This window comes from Luteolibacter sp. (genome assembly GCF_039920825.1).
GTDB lineage: Bacteria > Verrucomicrobiota > Verrucomicrobiia > Verrucomicrobiales > Akkermansiaceae > Luteolibacter.
Genome location: NZ_JBDSCX010000051.1, coordinates 1 through 19,481, shown reverse-complemented (window position 1 = coordinate 19,481; position 19,481 = coordinate 1). Strand labels below are relative to the sequence as shown.

At 58.9% G+C, this 19,481-nt stretch carries 14 protein-coding genes; 3 read left to right on the top strand and 11 right to left on the bottom strand.

Annotated features, from left to right (window positions below; genetic code table 11):
• Positions 1-30: 30 nt before the first annotated feature.
• From ABIQ96_RS16480 to ABIQ96_RS16470, 3 genes are all read right to left on the bottom strand, one after another.
• A complete protein-coding gene (locus ABIQ96_RS16480) occupies positions 31-837 on the bottom strand; it encodes a tetratricopeptide repeat protein (RefSeq protein WP_348215716.1) in 807 nt (268 codons plus the stop codon).
• A 52-nt stretch (positions 838-889) separates the two neighbouring features.
• On the bottom strand, positions 890-1,252 hold the full coding sequence (locus ABIQ96_RS16475; RefSeq protein ID WP_348215715.1) for a hypothetical protein: 363 nt from the start codon (positions 1,250-1,252) through the stop codon (positions 890-892).
• A gap of 184 nt (positions 1,253-1,436) precedes the next feature.
• Entirely contained in the window at positions 1,437-3,770 is a 2,334-nt protein-coding gene (locus ABIQ96_RS16470; RefSeq protein ID WP_348215714.1) for a sugar-binding domain-containing protein, read from the bottom strand.
• Between the two features lie 210 nt (positions 3,771-3,980).
• On the opposite strand from ABIQ96_RS16470, the gene ABIQ96_RS16465 reads away from it, so the two are divergent.
• From ABIQ96_RS16465 to ABIQ96_RS16455, 3 genes are all read left to right on the top strand, one after another.
• Positions 3,981-5,987, top strand: a complete 2,007-nt coding sequence (locus tag ABIQ96_RS16465; protein ID WP_348215713.1) for a glycosyltransferase — start codon at positions 3,981-3,983, stop codon at positions 5,985-5,987.
• Positions 5,988-6,074: 87 nt separating this feature from the next.
• On the top strand, positions 6,075-9,089 hold the full coding sequence (locus tag ABIQ96_RS16460) for a c-type cytochrome (protein WP_348215712.1): 3,015 nt from the start codon (positions 6,075-6,077) through the stop codon (positions 9,087-9,089).
• 137 nt (positions 9,090-9,226) lie between these two features.
• Positions 9,227-9,970: a DUF2071 domain-containing protein gene (locus ABIQ96_RS16455; RefSeq protein ID WP_348215711.1), complete on the top strand. Its 744-nt coding sequence runs from the start codon at positions 9,227-9,229 to the stop codon at positions 9,968-9,970.
• A 518-nt stretch (positions 9,971-10,488) separates the two neighbouring features.
• On the opposite strand, the gene ABIQ96_RS16450 is transcribed toward ABIQ96_RS16455, so the two are convergent.
• From ABIQ96_RS16450 to ABIQ96_RS16415, 8 genes are all read right to left on the bottom strand, one after another.
• On the bottom strand, positions 10,489-11,124 hold the full coding sequence (locus tag ABIQ96_RS16450) for a hypothetical protein (RefSeq protein WP_348215710.1): 636 nt from the start codon (positions 11,122-11,124) through the stop codon (positions 10,489-10,491).
• Positions 11,125-11,241: 117 nt separating this feature from the next.
• Positions 11,242-11,679 carry a hypothetical protein gene (locus ABIQ96_RS16445; RefSeq protein WP_348215709.1) on the bottom strand — a complete coding sequence of 146 codons (438 nt, stop codon included), beginning with the start codon at positions 11,677-11,679 and terminating at the stop codon, positions 11,242-11,244.
• Between the two features lie 113 nt (positions 11,680-11,792).
• Positions 11,793-12,233 (bottom strand): hypothetical protein, encoded by a 441-nt coding sequence (locus tag ABIQ96_RS16440; protein ID WP_348215708.1) that lies wholly within the window; start codon positions 12,231-12,233, stop codon positions 11,793-11,795.
• A 101-nt stretch (positions 12,234-12,334) separates the two neighbouring features.
• A complete protein-coding gene (locus tag ABIQ96_RS16435) occupies positions 12,335-12,865 on the bottom strand; it encodes a hypothetical protein (RefSeq protein ID WP_348215707.1) in 531 nt (176 codons plus the stop codon).
• A gap of 139 nt (positions 12,866-13,004) precedes the next feature.
• The gene (locus tag ABIQ96_RS16430) at positions 13,005-13,547 is read right to left on the bottom strand and encodes a hypothetical protein (RefSeq protein WP_348215706.1); all 543 of its coding nucleotides are present in this window, start codon (positions 13,545-13,547) and stop codon (positions 13,005-13,007) included.
• 671 nt (positions 13,548-14,218) lie between these two features.
• Positions 14,219-16,015, bottom strand: a complete 1,797-nt coding sequence (locus ABIQ96_RS16425; protein ID WP_348215705.1) for a hypothetical protein — start codon at positions 16,013-16,015, stop codon at positions 14,219-14,221.
• A 16-nt stretch (positions 16,016-16,031) separates the two neighbouring features.
• Positions 16,032-17,564 carry a hypothetical protein gene (locus ABIQ96_RS16420; RefSeq protein ID WP_348215704.1) on the bottom strand — a complete coding sequence of 511 codons (1,533 nt, stop codon included), beginning with the start codon at positions 17,562-17,564 and terminating at the stop codon, positions 16,032-16,034.
• A 24-nt stretch (positions 17,565-17,588) separates the two neighbouring features.
• Positions 17,589-19,331 carry a hypothetical protein gene (locus ABIQ96_RS16415; RefSeq protein ID WP_348215703.1) on the bottom strand — a complete coding sequence of 581 codons (1,743 nt, stop codon included), beginning with the start codon at positions 19,329-19,331 and terminating at the stop codon, positions 17,589-17,591.
• Positions 19,332-19,481: the final 150 nt, after the last annotated feature.

The following is a 19,481-nucleotide window of genomic DNA, read 5'->3' as shown; positions in this document are numbered from 1 at the left end:
GGCACGTTCCCAACGCTTCGCTAACGGAATTTATGCTCCCCCGTGGCGCTCGTTGTCCCGCTTGAGGCGGGCAATGTATTCATCCTCTTCCGCTTGGCGGGATGATTCCACTTCCGCAACCACCGATCCTCCACCTGCGGAGATGTCATCACCCGCCACGCTCCATTCATGCAGCTTGTGGGTGGCGTTCGCCGAGTGGCGGGTGCCGGGGAATTGATCAACGACTTGATTCATGATCGCGATGGCGGAAGCACGGTCGCCTTCCACTTCGTCATAAAGCTCCGCGAGGCGGAAAAGGAAATAGGCGGCGTCGTTGACTTCCCACGCCTGGCTTTCCAGCGCATGACGGATCGTCTGGATCGCTGCGGCGGGTTCTTCGAGGTTGTCTTTGTAAATCTTGACGATTTCCACCCATGGCAGGCGGTTGAGCGGATCCAACTGGGCGGCCTCCTTGAATGCCTCGATCGCTCCGTGATAGTCCCCTTGGGCCATCATCGAACGGGCGCCACTCATGACGTCCTTTTCCACTTTTTCGCCGCTGCCGATCACGCCTTGCGAGAAGCCTTGGGCGAGCAATGGAAGGACGGTGAGGACGAAGAAAATGCCAGCCAAGCCAGCTCCGAGGAAGGTGAGCAAGATGCCGTTAAAGGTTCTTTCGCCCTCTTTCGATTGCAGGTCGGACTGCATCTTCGGCAGCAGTTCCTCCGGATCACCCTTTTCTTCGATCTGGGAGATCCTGACCTTCAGATTTTCCATCTCCTTGCCCTTTTTCGAATAGAGCTGCCAACTGAACGCCACGGCCACAGCGAGCACAACATACATGATCCATTTCATCATTCCGGAGGATGAAACATTCCGGGCAGATGTTGGAAGCAAAATCTAATTCTTCTTAAAGACGCCGCGCATTCCGCCCTTCGTCGATCAATTTCCAGAAGTGCTTCGAATTGGCCAGCGCCTCGTCCTCAGCCAGCGGCATTTTCGAGCGGAACATGAAATCCGAAAACGTCCCCTTGTGCAGCACGCGGTGGACGATCACCGAGCCGTCCTTCACTTCGAAATAGAAGCGGTAGTCCTTCGCCCGGAACCGATAGAGCACCTTGCCATCGCGGTCGATCTTGCCAAAGCGCTCGCCGTTCAAGTTGTTCAGATCTTCTTTTCCGACGCGGAATTCCTCCATCAACTCAAGCTGCTCAAGCGTTCCCAAGGCGGAAAGTTCGGCGGCGCTGATCTCATTGAAAACAATCTGAAACACCGGACGACGCTAGCGGCGCGCGGTCGGTTTGCCAGTTCGAATTTGTCGGTTTTCGCGAAAAAAAGCCCCGTGAAGAGCGAAGCGCCTGCGCCGCTTAAACTGGTGGCTGGAATGTGTCCCGGCTGTCTCAGCCGGTTCCAAAGCCTCCGCTCCCGGCTGAGACAGCCGGGACACTTTTCTCAGATCAATTCGCCGTCTCGGCGACGATCCCGACGTCGATGAACTGCCCGCCGCTGGTCTGGTGGCAGTGGACCGCGATGACGTTGCGACCGGCCTTGAGCAGGTCTTTTTGCTGGATCGGGAAATCGATGTAGGTGGTGACGTGGCCTTTCATCGCGGCGATTTGGGTGCCGTTCAGAAACACCTCCGCATCCTCGTCATGGAAAACGCGCAGGACCAGTTGCCCCGCAGGATCCTTGGCCAGTTGCACTTCGCGGCGGATCCAGATGTCGCTGGAATTCCACTCCGTGCCGATATGCGTGCCGGGAGTCATCGCCGTGCCGAAACCTCCCTGACCCTGCGACCAGGAGGAATCGTCGAACATCGTTTTTTCCCACCCCTCAGCCGGGGCGGCAGTGGTGAATTTCGCCACTTGGGGGCTGTTCTCCGAAGTCGGGACAATCTCGGTTAGTTTCACCATGTCCGGCGTGGCGAGCAGCATGTCGGAAAGTGGTTTGAGCCACGCGGGATCGACCTTATTCATGCGGTCGTAGGTCCGGAGGCCGTTGATCTCCACCTCAACGTCGGTCGTCTGCGTGTAAACTCCGGCACAAACACCGCGCTTGCGGAGACCGGCGAGCACCTCGATGGAGCGGGAATAGCGCTCCTTCCATTCATCCAGGTTTTTCGGCAATCCGCCGTAGCCCCAGTTCGGGCTGTCCTTGTTCCAAAGGTGTCCTTCGATCGGCATTCCGTGACCGCCGAACTCGCCGACGACCTTCACGTAGTCGTTGAAACGCTTGTCTTCGAACGGAAACCCGGGATCCGGATAGCGGTGTTCGTCGGCGATGTCACCGACCGGCCAAAAATTGCCGCCGCTCGCGATGTTGATCGGGCGCGTGTTGTCATATTCCATCGCCATTTTCCCGACTTCCATCGTCCGGTGCTGACCCCAAGCCTCGTTGAAGGGCGACCAAACGGCGATGCACGGAACGTCGCGAAGGTGATCCACCATGCGCTTGTATTCGGTGACGTATTGCTCGTGGGCTTCGTCCGGCCATTCGCCGTCTTTCGGGTTCGGAGCCATGCGCGTCCACGGCGGGTTCGAGCCTTTTGGCAGTGTTTCCGGGCCGAAACCCATGCTCACCTGATCCTGCCACATCAACATGCCGATCTTGTCGCAGTGGGCATAGTAGCGCCGCGGTTCGACTTTGATGTGCTTGCGGATCATGTTGAATCCGGCGGCCTTCAGGAAATCGATATCGGAAATCATCGCCGCTTCCGACGGCGGTGTTAGAAGGCCGTCCGGCCACCAGCCTTGGTCGAGCGGGCCCCAGTGAAAGATGCTTTTGCCGTTCAGCGTGAAGCGCCAGTTGCCGTTCGAGTCCTTGATTTTGCCGAACTCGCGCAGCGCCGTGTAGGACTTGATTTCGTCCGCGACCTTGCCGTCGCCATCCAGCAACTCGATCTTCAGGTCATAGAGATTCGGCTCGGCGGGCGACCAGAGTTTCGGCTCGGCGATCTTCAAAGTGACGGACGACGCGCCGCTGCCGTTAGTGACTTCTTTGCCGCCGAAGCTCGCGCTGACGCGGAGTTTTTCACCCTCCACTGCTTTTCCAGAGAGCTTGGCGCTCACCGTTAGATTGCCGCTTTTGATGTCACAGGTGTAGTCCAGATCATTGATGAAACGCGGACTCACATTTTCCAACCACACCGACTGCCAGATGCCGGTGACGCGGGTGTACCAGATGCCTTCGTTCTTCAGCTTCTGCTTGCCGTGGAGTTGATAGCCCTCGGTCGCGTCGTCCACCCGGACTAACAGCTCATTGCCATCCGCCTTCAGCGCCGGCGTGATGTCATAGGAAAACGGAGTAAATCCGCCGGTATGGCTGCCGATCCGTTTGCCGTTCACCCACACCGTGGTCGTGTAATCGACCGCTTCGAAATTCAGGATCGTCCGCTTGCCTGCCTTCAATCCGGGAAGCGGCCGCTTGTACCAAAGCGCTTCCGTCGGCTCGATCAGGCGACCCACGCCCGACAGGCTCGATTCCGGGCAAAACGGCACCAGGATCTGCCCGGCCCACGAAGCAGGGGTCGTTTCATCCTTGGCGGTCACCGCGTAGTCCCACAGACCGTTGAGATTTGTCCAATCGGCGCGTTCCATCTGCGGCCGCGGGTATTCCTGCCAGACCTTTTCCGCAGTCACCTCGCGGCCCCACTGCGTCATCATGCCGCCCTTGACCGCCGCCCACTCCGCGGCTTCGGCGATGCCCGAAAGCGACACGAGAAACAGGCTTTTCCAAACCAGTTGCGCCGACTTGGTTCTGAGAAATTCGGTGGTGGAGTAAGATCGTTTCATAAAATCACAACCCGCACTTGGCGGGGCGGAACATTAACTAGCACCTGCTAGCCACCGGCAACACCCCGAAAGGGGGGATTCAGGATTTCTCCATTTGAGTTTGGGAATCCCGCTGAGCTTCACTAAGGTCGCGCTGTGGCCGGCAGGGACGATGACATGCGTTGGCAAACGGACGGAAAATTTTTCCGCTCCGGTGCTCAACGCGTCCGCATGAACGCCGTCACTTACGGGCCGTTTCCCGGTGGTTGGCCGGAGTCGTTCGAGCCCGATTTCCTACAGATCGCCGCCGCCGGATTCAATGCCATCCGCCTGTTCGAAATTCCCGGCATCCCGCTGCTCAATGCCGCCGCGGAGCACGGATTGAAAGTCTTCGGCGGCTTGAAATGGCACCAGAGCGCCGATTTTTTCCGCCAGCCCGGGCTCTACTCCGCTGCCACCGTCCAGTTTGCCGAATCGCTACAGGACATTCACGAACACCCCGCGCTCGCAGGGATCTATGTCGGCAACGAGATCCCCGCCGACCTCGCCCGCTGGATGGGTCCGCTCAAGGTCCGGCGCGCCATCGAGGAGCTCATCACTACCGGCCGGGAAATCGCGCCCGGCCTGTTGTTTGCCTACGCGAATTACCCGAGCACCGAATACTTGGAGCCGGAAAACGCCGATTTCACCGCCTTCAACATCTATCTGGAATCCGAGCCCGTCTTCCGCGACTACCTCAAGCGGCTCCATCACATCGCCGGCGACCGGCCGCTCGTCATTTCCGAATTCGGCCTCGACTCACGCCGCAACGGCCTCGACCGCCAGGCGGAAATCCTGCGATGGGCCTCCCGCGCCGCCCTCGATCTCGAAACCGCCGGGATGACGATCTACGCATGGAGCGACCGCTGGTGGAATGCCGGAGCCGAGATCCTCGACTGGGATTTCGGGCTCCTCGACCGCGAGGGAAATCCCAAGCCTGCGCTGGCTGCCCTTCAAAACCTTTCTCTCAACCCTCACCCCTCCACTCTCAACCTCTTCAGCATCATCGTCTGCACTCGGAACGGTCGCTCCCGCATCGGCGCGTGCCTGGAAGCGATTCATAGGTCCTATAAGTCCCACACGACCTATGAAACCCTCGTCATCGACGACGGCTCCACCGACGGCACCGCTGATTTCGTTGAGAAAAACTTCCCGTGGGTCCGCCTCATCCGCCTCGAACCCTGCGGCCTCAGTGCCGCCCGCAACGCCGGGGCCGAGGCCGCCAAGGGCGAAATTTTCGCCTTCACCGATGACGACTGCGAGCCGGATCGCGAGTGGCTCGACCGCCTGCTGCCGATTTTCCAACAAGGCACCTTCGCCGCCGCTGGCGGGCCGAATCTCCCGCCGCCGCCGCGGACCTGGGAGGAAGCCGTCGTTTGCGCGGCACCCGGCGCGCCGAGCCATGTGATGCTCGACGATGTCGAAGCCGAGCACCTTCCCGGCTGCAATCTCGTCGTCACCCGCGCCGCGTTCGAGGCCGTCGGCGGGTTTGATCCGCAATTCCACACCGCTGGCGATGATGTCGATTTCTGCTGGCGTCTGCGCGATGCCGGGTTCCGCCTCGGTTTCTCGCCCGGCGCGTTCGTCTGGCATTGGCGGCGGCCATCCCTGCGCGCTTTTCTCAAGCAACAACTCGGCTACGGCCGCGCCGAGCGACTCCTGCTTGCCAAGCACCCGGACCGTTTCACCAAACGCGGCGGCCCGCGTTGGCAGGGTTTCATCTACGGCGGCGGGCCCGTCCGGGTGATGTCGGATTCGGTCATTTACCACGGACCGATGGGCGAAGCGGGCTATCAGGCCATCGTCAACCGCATGCTGCCGTTGCGGGGGCTGGGGAAAAATTTCGACACGCTGAAATCCCGGCTCGCCTTGGAACTCGTCCGTTTTCTCCAACCCCGCCTCCGCGCCTGGGCCCGAAACCACGTGCTTTGCCTGTGTTCAGGAGTTCCCCACCCCGCCGAGCGTTTCCCGCAGGCCGAGGAATTTCACATCGATTCCCCGGAAGGAAAGGACCGCGAGCATTTCCTCGCCCTGCTCCTCGCCAAGGGCTGGAAACCCTGCGGCGAAACCGAGCCGTGGGATCTCGAATTCCACGGCACCCGCATCCTCATGGCCACCGAGCGCGGCGAAGGCATCGCCAAACGCACGCTCGTCCGCGTTTCGGGACCGGATTTCGATCCATCCTACACTTTTAGGTAGGCTTGATTCTGATAATCCCAGATGGACGAGTGCGTAAACGCAGGTTCTGATCCTTTCATCCATCCACCATCACACCCCATTTGTTTCGTGAATCGCTCTTATCTATTCGCCGGTCTGGCAAGTTCTTTAGGCTTCGCCCTGTCCATCGTCCCGGCGGAAGCCACGCCCAAGTGGATTTGGACCTCCAAGGAAGCGAAAAAAGAACAAGCGACTTTCCGCAAGTCCTTCACTGTTTCCGGTCCGGTCAAAAAGGCGGTGCTCAGTTTCACCTGTGATAACGGCGCGACCGCCTATCTGAATGGCGTGAAGGTGGCGGAGAACGAAGATTGGAACAGCCCTACCAACGCGGCTCTCGGCAAGCTGCTCAAGGCCGGAGAAAACGAACTCCGCTTCGACGCTCGGAATGAAGGATCCACCGCCGGCCTCGTCGCGACACTGACCATCGAGCTGGCGGATGGGAAAAAATCCGTCGTCGAAACCGGCGGCGACTGGGCGGCATCCGCGACCGCCACCAGCGCATCCAAACCCGCAGTGGAAATCATCGCTTACGGCGGCGCACCGTGGGGCAACATCCTCGATTCGAAACCTGCGGGACTCGTCCTCGAAGGCGACAACATCCAGACGCCTCCAGGTTTCAAGGTCGAGCTGCTCTACACCGTCCCCAAGGAGCAGGAAGGATCGTGGGTCGCGATGACTGAAGACGACAAAGGCCGCCTCATCACCAGCGACCAATACGGCGGCCTCTTTCGGGTCACCCTCCCCACCGGCAAGGGCGACGAGGTCAAGGTCGAGCCGCTCAAGCTACCTAACGGCAAGGACGGAAAACCGCTCGGTGGCGCCCATGGCCTGCTCTATGCTTTCGACAGTCTCTATCTGATGAACAACGAAATGGCCGACCACGGCCTTTGGCGTCTGACCGACACCAACCGCGACGACCAGTTCGACAAGGCCGAGTTCATCCGCAAATGTGACGGAAGCAGTGAACACGGCCCCCACGGCATCGTTCTCGGCCCGGATGGAAAATCCATTTACTTCGTCAACGGCAACCATACCAAGCTGCCGGAAAACCTCGATTTCATCCGCCCCACCGCGATCGGCGAGGATCACCTGATCACCCGCATGTGGGACCCTAACGGCCACGCCCGCGGCATCCTCGCTCCCGGTGGATACGTTTGCAAAACCGACCCCGAGGGCAAGCGCGTCGAGCTCTTCGCAGGTGGATTTCGCAACCAATACGACATCGCCTTCGACGCGAATGGCGAGCTCTTCACCTACGACTCCGACATGGAATGGGACATGGGATCCCCGTGGTATGTGCCGACGCGCATCAACCACATCGTCAGCGGCGGCGATTACGGCTGGCGCTCCGGCTCCGGTCGCTGGCCGAGCTATTATGCCGACTCCCTGCCCGCCGCCGTGGACATCGGACCCGGCTCGCCGACCGGCACCGTCTTCGGCACCGGTGCGAAGTTTCCCGCGAAATATCAGCGCGCCATGTACGCGCTCGACTGGACCTACGGCACGATGTGGGCCATCCATTTCAAACCCGACGGAGCCAGCTTCAAGGCGGAAAAGGAAGAATTCGTCGCCGGCAAACCGATGCCCTTCACCGACGCGCTCATCCGCCGCGAGGACGGAGCCATGTATTTCACCACCGGCGGCCGCAAGAGCCAGTCGGCACTCTATCGGGTGACCTACACCGGCAGCGAAAGCACCGGAGCCGCACCGAAAGTCGAACCGACTCCCGAGGCGAAACTCCGCCGTGCGTTAGAAACGCTTCAGGCGCAAGGCACCGGCCCGGATGCCGTCGCCAAGGCCTGGCCGTCGCTCGCCAGCAAGGATCGTTTCCTGCGCTTCGTCGCCCGTGAAGCCATCGAACGCCAGCCATCGGAAAAATGGGCGGACAAGGCGCTCGCGGAAACCAACCCGCAGGCCTCCATCGAAGCGCTCATCGCCCTCGCCCGCGTCGGTGACAAGTCGCTCCAACCGAAGCTGTTCGTCTCACTCGGCCGTCTCGATTTCAACAAACTCCCCGCCGATCTCCGCCTGCCCTACCTCCGCGCTTGGGAACTCGTCTTCACCCGCATGGGCAAGCCCGCTCCGGACGTCTGCGAGAAAATCGCCGAGCGCCTCGACCCGCTTTTCCCGAATGCCGAGCCCTTCATCAACCGCGAGCTCGTCAACCTCCTGGTCTCTCTCGGATCGCACAGTATCGTCGCGAAAACCGTCCCGATGCTCGACACCGCCAAGGACGCCGACATCACCATCGCCAGCGACGCCGTTCTCGCCCGCAACGACGGCTATGCCTCCGCCGTCGCCGGCATGCACGACAGCCATCCCAACCGCCAGGCCATCGCCTACGCCACCGCCCTGCGCGAGGCGAAAACCGGTTGGACTCCCGAGCTTCGCAAAACCTTCTTCAGTTGGTTCCCCCACACTTCGAAATGGCGCGGCGGCAACAGTTTCCGAGGCTTCCTCAACAACATCCGCAGCGAGGCACTCGAAAACTGCGTGCCCGACGCCACCGAACGCGCCGCCATGGACACGCTCTCGAAACAGGCACCACCCGCCGTCGCCGCCAACATCGTCATGCCGAAAGGCCCGGGCAAGGACTACACTGCGGATGAAATCGCCTCGCTCGCCAAAGACGGGATGAAGGGCCGCAACTTCGAACAGGGCAAGGCCATGTTCACCTCGCAGCTCTGCATCAACTGCCACCACTTCGGCGGCGAGGGCGGCAACAGCGGCCCCGACCTAACCGGTGCCGGAAATCGCTACACCATCAAGGACCTCGCCGAAAACATCGTCGAGCCGTCCAAGGTCATAAGCGACCAATACCCCAGCGAACAGATCGACCTCAAGGACGGCGGCGTCGTCGTCGGTCGCGTGGTCGTTGAGGAAAACGGCAAGCTCTTCGTCATGACCAGCGCGCTGGCACCCGACGCGCTCACCACCGTCGATTCCGCCAACGTCAAAGGCCGCCAGCGCTTCAGCGTCTCGATGATGCCACCGGGCCTTCTCACTCCGCTCAACAAGGACGAGCTCCTCGACCTCCTCGCCTACATCCTCGCCGCCGGAAATCCGAAGGACCCGAGGTTCTAACACACCGGGAGCGCGAAATTTATTTCGCGCGGATAAGGCGCATGGACGTCTCGTCCATGCGCTGGGACGAGACGTCCCCGCCCCCTATTGAACGCAAAAATCCCGTGCGTTCCGCGGTGCCCCGCAGATCATCCCGCATGCCCACCGATGAGCAACGGCTCGCCGCGCGCCAGCGTCCGGCAGGCTTCCCCGTCATGCGCCAGCGCTGGTCAGGGCTGCTGTTTCTTCACTGGCTGGTGGAAATCTCCCTGATCCAAGATCGCCTGCCACCGGGACTTCACGTCGATACTTTCAACGGCCAGGCGTGGCTCGGCGTCGTTCCGTTCTTCATGGACCGCGTCCGCCCGGTGGGCTTGCCACCGGTGCCGTGGTTGTCGTGGTTCATGGAACTCAACTTCCGCACCTATGTCCACGACGACGCGGGAAACCCCGGAGTCTGGTTCTTCTCGCTCGATTGCAACCAGCCCATCGCCGTGGAAATCGCCCGCCGCGCGTTCCACCTTCCCTATCAGCATGCCGCCATGCAGGCGGATAAAAGCGACAGGCGCATTCACTATCAGTGCCGGCGTAAAAACGGTGCCGCACGGGAAGCCGCCTTCGAATACCATCTCCCCAGCGACCTGAAGCCAGCCGCTCCCGGCTCGCTGGAATGGTTCCTCGTCGAGCGCTACCTCCTCTTTTCCGCCAACTCGAAAAACGAGCTCTTCCAGGGCCGCGTCCACCACCAGCCCTATCAGATCGCGCCGGGGAAATGCGATCTCTGGTCCGCCGAGCCACTCCTCTGGGAAAACTTTCCCGAGCCTGGCGAGTCTCCATCCTCCATTCTCACCTCCGCGCCGGTGGACGTCAGCATCTACCCCCTGCGGCGTCTCCACCGGTAGCCGGAATCACGGCTTGGCGGCGGCGCCCACCATCTCCTCCGGCTTTTCCCCGTCGCCCCATTTGTCCAATCTTCTACTGGCTGGGTTTTGAGACGTCAGGTCTTTCACCTCGTGAATTCACTGGAAATGGCATGCCTAGAAGTCAAATCTTTGCTGGCGCAGGGGCGGCCCCCTCTACAAACTTGGACTTGCGAAAATGGACCAGTGCAATGACCGGAAAAACGACTGGTATAAAGAATGCTAGAAGCAACCAGAATGGCACCTCCCAACCCCGACCTCGGCTAAGAATGGAACGGGCGGCGAGGATGAACAGGATTACGGGCACCAACTGCGCAATGAATAAGGGCCAGCTCAGGCTAAACGACTTTGCGATGTCCGATGTCGTGTCGTTTATTTCTGTAACATTGTTCATAGATTAGATTTTAATGCCCAACGTTAGATGTGCGCCCACCGGAGCGATTGAAAGGTAATTGAATTGAATTTTAAAAGCTTATGGCCGGTTGGCGCGTCACTACTTGTTAGTCGTCTTCGTTCTTCACTTGGACGAATTGAATCCCTTCAGAGGTAATCCGAATCGTGACCACATAGGAGAATTGAGGATATGTTTCTTTTTGAGCTTCATCGACGTGGGCGGTTCCACCGACCTCCATCTTGCAGGTATCATTCTTGGCCCATTTTGAAAATCCCTCGAAGAGCCTCGTCGTCTCTCCGTGATAACCTGGAATCTTGAAAAGCATGGAATCCCAATTCGGATGAGGGAGTAACGCGATACGCCCTCCAATAACAGAGTAGAAATCAATTCTGGACCAAGTGTTACCACCTGAATAGACGGCTATCTTTGTCTCGTCGCTGTTCCAATAGGCTTTGGTTTGCCAGTTCTCCCTTCCGCTCATCTTCGGGACATCGGGGTAAGTCTCTCGGTCAGGATAGAAGCACTTTGAAATCACAGCGCCGTCACGGCCGATCAAGGAAATTCTTGATCCAACATCCCTCTGGGCACCATCGGGTTCCTTCTGACAGACTGATTCGGAAGCCAACCTGTAGTGACCGGATGGAGAAACAGTGGCTTCGTGGACCGCCGCACGCGCAAGAGCGGAAAACGAAATGAAAGTCAGAAGGGCAAGTATCGCGAGAGTTCCGGAGATTCGTTTCATGGCTTTATGGCTAACGTTTGATGTGCGCCCACCGGCGCGATTGAAGGGATGTTGAAATGAAATTGAAAAGCTTATTGCCGGGTGATGCGTCACGATTTGTTGGGCATTTTGGTTGATCTAGCGGTATGTCGGAATGTCTGCCTCGGAGAATTTCCATTCCGTCCATTGTGAGTGATCGTTCACGCTGGAATTATTGTATCCGATCCCGGTGAGAAATCCGTTCTTGAGGCTGAGGTGCGCCACCCAGTCCTCCTTACCAAATCTGTCGTAGAAGTAGATCAATACAAGGTCTCCCTCGATCTGGCCAGCATATCCGTCTGGCACGCCACAATAGTTGATTATGTTTCGAAGATCGGCATGGTAACCATCGAAAATCTGCTTGTTGAGCAGGGACAGGTTGCGCTCCAGTTTGGCGCTGTCTCCATCGGCTGTCTTCAAGCTATCGTAGGCGTGATCTGAATCCGGAACTACAAAAGTCAATACCGCATAGAAAAGTCCGAGGTTGATCGCCATAACCGCCGTGATCAGCAAGTAGGATTTCAGTAGATGCTTCATTGTAACGGGATTCTTGCCCAACGTTTGATGTGCGCCCACCGGCGCGATTGAAGGGATGTTGAGATGAAATTGAAAAGCTTATGGCCGGTTGGTGCGTCATGTTGTTCGCTAGTCTATGTTCCGTGTTTCGGTTCTGCCAATACGGAATTCTCCTGCATGAAGTGCTTCGATTTTGGCGGAGGAAGAATCTTCTGCCTAACTGCTCTATAGCGGTTGCCAAATCGGCGCTTTAGCTCCAGGTCCATGACTGCGTTGTATGCCCTGCAATATTCCAGGCTGTCAAATACGCTGGGAACCTCTTGAATCCCCAGATCTATGAATGGCTGCCAATAGGCATCCCAAAATCCCGTGCGGACAAGAGGCATGTCGTAACGAATAATCCGCAAAGCACCTTGGTCAATGTGCCGTTTGGCGTCTAATCTGCCCCTCTCGGCTGTGAGCTTGGGTGAGCTACCGTAATCAACTTCGTAGTTCGGAAGTCGAGGAATGGAGTGCTCGGGGGCGGCGCAGGAGGCATGGAAGGCAACCAGCACCAAGATGAGTAGGGCTTTCATTTTTCTAGCGAACGTTTTAGGCCATCCGGCGGCGCGCAGGAAGCCCGGATTCAACAAGGCGGCTTATCGCCGTCGGATGCGCCGGCTTGTTCGCCATAGGTTCATTTCGACTTTCGTAGCACCTTCCAGACTTCTCCTTCGGTCGCTTTAGGGTTCGGAAAGGGAGATTCTCCTTCCGGCACCAAAACGATTCCAGTGGATGTTAGATACGCGTCAAGCTTGCCTTGGCGGGCGACTTCGGACAGAGCATCTAAGACTCGAACGCTTTTGGCGGTGTAGTTGACGGGGTAATCAAGCGAGACAGAATAGGGATTCAAACCGGTCGATCCTTCCCCACCTGATTTCTCAATTGGCCTCGGACGTCGGACGATAAATGAGACGCCCCGTTGTGAGGGCTCCTTATCCGGATCAAGCTCAAGGGACCGAAGGCGAAGGAAATCAATAGCCTCCTCAGCCGACGCGTTATCGAAATCCACAACCGGAATAACGATTGCGTCTAGCTTTGATACAATTGCGTCCCCGGGTTTTGGCTGCACCACGGCTGCATCTCCGGCAGGCTTGTCTTTAGATTGGCAACCGCTTGCGAGAAACCCAACCGCCGCGAGCAAACCTAATGTTGAAAAGAATCTCATTTTCTCAGGCGAACGTCGAGCACGTGCACCACTACCAGCGGGGGCGCGCGTCGATCACGGAGTTGGGGTTGTAGTCAGGTGAAATCATCGAAACTGAACGGCTGGTAGTGGTTGCACGATGCGGCTTGTTCTCCCATCTTCATTTCTTAGCGTTGAAGTTCGTGTAAGCTTCTTCCGCCATCTCTCGAATCAGAGGTCGCTGAGGGCCGCCCATCCCTCCCGTCTCAAAGAGTTCGGTAGATGTAAGGTAGCTCTGGATGAATTCGGCACCGACGATTGGAAGCAGGCGTGGAGCCTCGGAAACTAGCGAAAAATCGCAGGAACCCTTCATCGCCGCAACCAACAACGCGACGTCCCGCCGATCAAACGATCCGAATGAATGGAGAGCCAAACCAATTCTGAGGTCGCTCTCCGCCATAGTGTGATTCGAAATCCGGAATCGCAGCGCCTCCGCTATTGAATTGAGATGAGCCTCGCGGACTGGATGATTCGAGGGTTCGGTCAAAAATGCATCGAGTCGAAATGCGGCCACTCCGCTCGTGCTACTTTCGATCAAACGATACTGATCCAGCAAGGCTTGGGAATACATCGTCGTCTTGTGGGCGTCATCGAAGGAAAGCCCAATCTTCCGATTCGAAGCTGCGACTTGCTCACGCATGGTTTGGTTCAAGTCTTCGTCCATTTCTTGGAGAACAGTATTTGTTCGTAGGATGTCAGGGAGTGATATCCGAGGTGATCCAGATCAGAGAGTGCGCCTTGAGTCCTTGATTTGACAAGGATTTTCCCGACGCGGGTGTGTATATCAGGAGGATTCGGGCGGGGTGTTTGCGGGTGAGGCGCTCTAGCAGATATCATCCGGACGGAGTGGCGCGGAGAGTGCCGAGTGATGGCTCTCCGCGCCGGATTTCCGCCTGCGGTTCAGGCTGCGGGTCAGTTCCGAAGGGAGTTCCCGCTTACGGAACGGGGTCGATGGGAGGAGGGGTGGGTTCCTCGTTCACGGTGCCGTCGTCGTTGATGTAAAAGACGCCCCCAGAATGGACGCCCTCGTCCATTTTTCATCGGGAAGACTTCAGCTGCAAGAAGTCGCCAAGAAGCGCAAAAAGGCGAAGATCCCCGCCCTTTGCAAAAGCCACCTCATCTCCCTTTTTTGCGTCTTCTTGAGCCTCCTTGCGGCTGAAAATATTCCAAGGATATCGCCAACGCGTTGCTCGGGAAAATAGGGGGAATGGACGTCTCGTCCATTCATCTGCAAGCCGCGCGCCCGAATGGACGAGACGTCCATCCCCCTTATTTTCCCGGGTTCACGCAGTCGCACGCCTGAAATTTCCGGGGACGCGCTGGAACCGGGAAATCTCAGTTCTTGGGCTTGCTCACGAGGCCTTTCACTTGCGATCGCATGTTGGCGGGCAGGGAATTGAACCACTGGTCGGCGGCAGCGGGGTCGTAGTGGGACCAAATGGACTGGAGGTTCTTCGTCGCCCAGAGTTTCGCATCCCCATCCGGCAGGGAGTGGATCCACTCGGCCGCTTGGTCCGGGTTTTCCAGCGCGATCCCTGCGACGTAATCCGTAGCCAACGGGATAACGCGCTCGGGGCGCTCGCTCGAATTCGTCTCGTCAGCCGAGGGATCGGGCGCGGCGGCTTGTGACGGATCGGTCTGCGAACGCGCAACAAGGTAGTGGAGGGCTTCACTTTCAAGGGGATCACCACTCCTCAGACGGCCATCGAGGAACAGATGGGCAATGTTCCATTTCTTGTCATCCGGCAGGGATTCAAACTGCCGGGACAACTCCGCGAGCTTACTGGGGTCCCACGTGCGCACCATGGAAAGATAATCGCTGGCTGAGTTATCATAATCGCTGGCCGGGTTATTTTTCAGATCCAGCGCAGCCACCGCCGTCAACCAATCCGCAGGCTTTTCGATGGAGGCAACGTTCGTTTTTGGTTTGCTAAATTCTTCCAACTTCGCATCCCGGGCGACTTGCCGGTCATCGTCGGACGTCAGCAGTGCCATGAGCGCCTCGGTTTTCTCGGGGTTGTCTTTTGCCGCCGCGAAGATTTCTCTCAGATACCTGCGGTAATCATAGATATCGAGATCCGCCTCCGCCATGAGCTTGATGGCGGTCTCCGGGTGCTCGCCTTTTAAATTATCGATGCCTTCGGAGCGGATTTTCCGCGCCTGCTCCTCGGTAAACCCAAAGCCCTCCAGGTCCGCCGTCACCCATCTTTCCGCGCTGTTCTTGGTCACGAATCCGTAGGGAGATGCGCTGATCCCAGCCCGCCAAGAGGCGGGGAGATTGGCCAGATCGTCGAAGATTTTACCGTCGATGGATTCTCCATTTCTGACAATCTCGCTGAAAAGCTCAAAGCCGTCCGCACGGTCGAGGAGCTTGCCGAACTCCCCGGAAAACCCGGTCTCCATTTTTTGCCGGATGAGATAAACCTCCGCCTTGAATTTTAACGCGGCGGGCAGGGAGTCGAGCGCGGCCTCAAGCGCGGCGGGCGATTGTTTCGCGATCTCTTCAAGCACCGATGCGATGTTGCCATCACCCCTCTGAGACATCCCGGCGGCGGCCATTTGCTGTAAGCGTTGGAGCGCGAGGCCGGGGTTTTTCCCGGCGATTTCCCTGAGCGCGCGAACCTCGGCCTGGTCATTGGGATGGAGTTTGAAGAAATCGAGCACGCGCTGGGGATTGGTTTCCACCCACAAGGCGACGACGGAGAGGTCTTCATTGGGATCGTTCTTCAAGCGCCAGACGAGCATGGCTTCCGGGTCCTCCAGCAGCCAGCGCTCCATCAGGATCTCCTTGAAAAGGGTGGCATCCTCACCTTCCCGTTGCTGGAACCAGCTTCCCCCCAGCCACGCGGCGAATTCGGAGACCGGCAGGGTGTTGGCGAGGGTGATGGTCGCCCGCGTACGCTCCAGCGGATCCCGCGTTGCGCGGATAGCGGCGAGTCTTTCCGCCGCCTCGCCAGTGGGCCCGGCCACAGCACGGCCCCGCCGCTCCGGCCGCGACGAACGCTCGCGCGGCGGTGCGGCCCGGTCCGCAGCTGCGGCGGAGTGGCCCGCTGAGTTCCGATCGACACTCCAGCCAGTGACGGCCATTACGACGAAGGTGAACGCGAGCAGTGGAAGGTGGATTTTAGTCATCGGCGTGAGATGGGACTCATTGATCCCGTTCCCTATCTAGCAGTGCTCGGATTTTCCCCTTGCGATCGGCTGGCAGGTTTGAGGACTCGAGCCATTCCCGAGGCGCGGCCTGGTCCTCCCTTTCCCAATCTTTCAGCACGTTTTGAACGGGATCCTGTTTGGAATCATCCAAGGTGATCGCCCAGTCGAGGGCTTCCTCGTAGTGGCCCTTATAGCTGAGTTTTTCCATGACGAAACCCGCCGCCTCCGTGCGGACGGCCGGGTCGGTCTGCTGGTTGACCCAAGCGGCGTAGGCTGTCAGGTCCTCCTGCGCCCAGTCGCGGGCAAAGTTTTGAAGTGGATAGTTGGCCTCCTCGCCCTCGTGAATGTTGACAACAAGGTCCATGCAGTTCGCCGGTTGCCTGCTCATCAGCTTGTTCATGAAATCATCGACGCCCGGAATGGTGATCTGTTTCTCCGATTTTGCGGCGGGGTATTCAATGGTTGCCCTAATGACAAAAGCGTCCGGGCAAGCAGCGAAAAGACTCTTGGCGATCTGGAGGGCTTGCGCGGGATCCGTCTGGACCAAGGTGAGGCCGATGGCGGCGTAGCGCTCGGCAGCGGTGCGCGGGATGGTGGTGGCCTTCGCCTGTTCAAGCGCGGCGGCCGGATCCGACTGGACAAGATTGGCAAACAGCGCGGCTTCCATTTTTAGCTTGGTGTCGCCGGATGGAGTCTGCTCAAGGAGACGCTCCAGAACCTCCGGGTGCTCGCTGGCAATGGTGCTGGTGATCAAATCCACACAATTGAATAAGCTGAATGGATCCGCCTCTTGTTTGTGCTGCTTCGCCCAGTCCAACGCGGCCCACGGGTCTTCCCGGACGAGCGCCTTGAGGATGCCTGCGTCCACTTCGACGTGATTTTCCTCAAGGAGCTTGAGAGTCCGCAGCGGATCCTTGTCGGAATCCCAATTCCCCATGGCAAATAAGGCATGGGCGCGCTCCTTTTCGGGGATTTCGTTGAAATGCTCGCGCAGCCACTCGGGATGAAACTGGGCGATACCGTCGAAGACGTTTCGGAGAACTTTGGGATCCCCGGTGGTGGCGGCGGCGAACGCGGCTTGAGGGTCATGGCACGTCCACGCCCACCACACGTCGGCCCAATATTTTTCCCCAACGGCGGCGATGGCGGCTTGCGGATTGAGGCGGGTCCAGTTGACGAAGATGAGCGACTGGATCAAGCGGCTGCCATCTTCCTTATTCGAATAACCGTTCCAGAACGCGGCGATGTCGGCCTCGGAGGCCTCGGTCAGCCACAGCGCGAGGCGGGAGTAGAGGTGCCTGTCATCAAGGGCGGCGAGGGTTTCCAATGTGTCGGCGGAATGCTGCGGCGGAAACACCCGCGCTGCGGAGACTGGGGCGGTGCCCGGAATTTCTCCGGCAGAACGGCTGGCGTTCTGTCGGGAACTGCCCCGCCCGTCGGCACCGCGCGGGCTGGAACGGCTAACCGCAAGCCCGCTGAACAAGCCCGCCGCGGCGATGAGGATGAGGAGGCGGTGGAAGGGTTTCACGCGGGTGGGGATTCGGGAAAACGGTCAGTCCTCGTGCTTGCTCACAAGGCTTTGCACCTGCGATCGTATGTTGGCGGGCAGGGAATTGAACCACTGCTTCGCCGCCTCCGGGTCATAGACGGACCAGAGGGACTGGAGGTTCTTCGCAGCCCACAGCTTGGCGTCGCCAGCGGGCAGGGACTGGATCCACTGGCCGGTGCCTTCGGGATCCGTCTGCGCCATTTCCTCAACATACTGGGATGCGAGACGGATGCCGTTCAATTTCTGCCTATCCTCATCAATTGTGATAGAGGAATCGGCCGTCGTCTTCAGAGGGTTGGCGACGAGGTAGCGGACCGCCTCGGCTTTGATTGCCAAATGATCCGACAAATAGGAGTTGCCGACGATTGCTTGAGCGAGAACGCGCTTCTTCGAGTCGGGCATGGAATTGAACTGCGTGGACAGGGCGGCGAGTTTGTCGGCGTCCCATTTTCCCAACATCGATAGGTATTTGTAGGTCGGGTCCTTCTCGGGATCGAGGGCCGCGACCTTTTCCAGCCATTCGGTGGGATTTTCGATAGGAATCTCGGGTGAATCTTCCTCCGGCTCCATCAGCTTGCGGGCGGTTTCCCTGTCCTCGTCCGAGCCAAGCAGGGCGATCAGCGCTTCGTTTTTCTCCGGCTCTTCTTTATTTCTATAATTGAACACGTTCCGAATGAGAGCCTGCTGGTCCTCCGCAGGCAGATTGAAACCGGTCATCTGCCTCAAGACGGCTTCCGGATCTTCGGAAACCATGGAGACGAGCGCCTTGAAATGGATCTTCTGCTGTTCTTCCGCCGTGAATCCGCATCCCTCCAGATCCGCTTTCAGCCATTTCTCCGCACTTTTCCCGTCGATGAAATCGGCTGAATTCGAGACGAGGGACTTGCGCCACGCGCTGGGGAAATCCGCCAGTTCGTCGGCGAGCTTGCTGCGGAGAGAGTCGTCGTCCCGCAGGATACTATCCATGAGCTTGAGCCCGTCGGGGCGGTCCCAGAGTTTCCGGAGTTCGCCGGCGTAGTCGGTTTTCATTTTCCCGCCGATGAGGAAGCGTTCCGCTTGGAGTTTGATTTTACCGGGCAGGGAATCGAGCGCGGCTTCGAGGGCGGCGGGCGATTGTTTGGCAAGTTCCCTCGTCAGTTCTTCCGCGTAGCTGGTGCCGTTCGGGCCGATCCCGGCGGTGATCATTTCCTGCAGGCGGCGGAGGGCGAGATCGGGATTTTTCTCGGCGATCTCAGAGAGCGCGCGCATCTCGTCGTGGTCATTGGGGTGGCGCTTGAAGAGATCGAGAACGCGCTGGGGCTCGTGTTCCGCCCATGAGGCGAGCAAGGTGTAGGCCTCGCCGGATCCGTTTTGCGTGCCCCAGACGATGAAGGCTTCGGGGTCCGCCTGCTGCCAACGCTCCATGAGGATGCTGTTGAAGAGGACGGAATCCATGCCCTCCCGCAAGGTGAACCAACCGCCGTCCAGCCAAGCGGCGAAGTCGGCGGGCGGGATGGTGCTGGCGAGATCGATGGTGGCGCGCAGGCGTTCGGCCGGATTGCGGATGGCGCGGATGGCATCGAGCCGTTGCGCGGCCTCGCCCGCCGGTCCGGAGCGGGTCCGGGAATGGCGTTCTGAGCGCGGCGGAAGGCTGGGTGGCGCAATTTCGACGACGGAGGATTTCCCGGAATTTCCACCGAGACTCCAGCCGACGACGAACAGGCCGATGAAGGAAAGGGCAAGCAGGAGTTTGTGGTTGCGGGTCATCGGGTGGAGGCGGGCCTTCGTTCGTAGTTTAGCCCTTTAGGGCAATGCCTTTAAGGATTCGTGAAGATGATGGTTTTCAGGAGGGGTCTTGAGCTGGCGATTTTTGTCTTGGGCCAGTCTTTGATTGGTTGTCTCAGCGTTCGCGGGCAA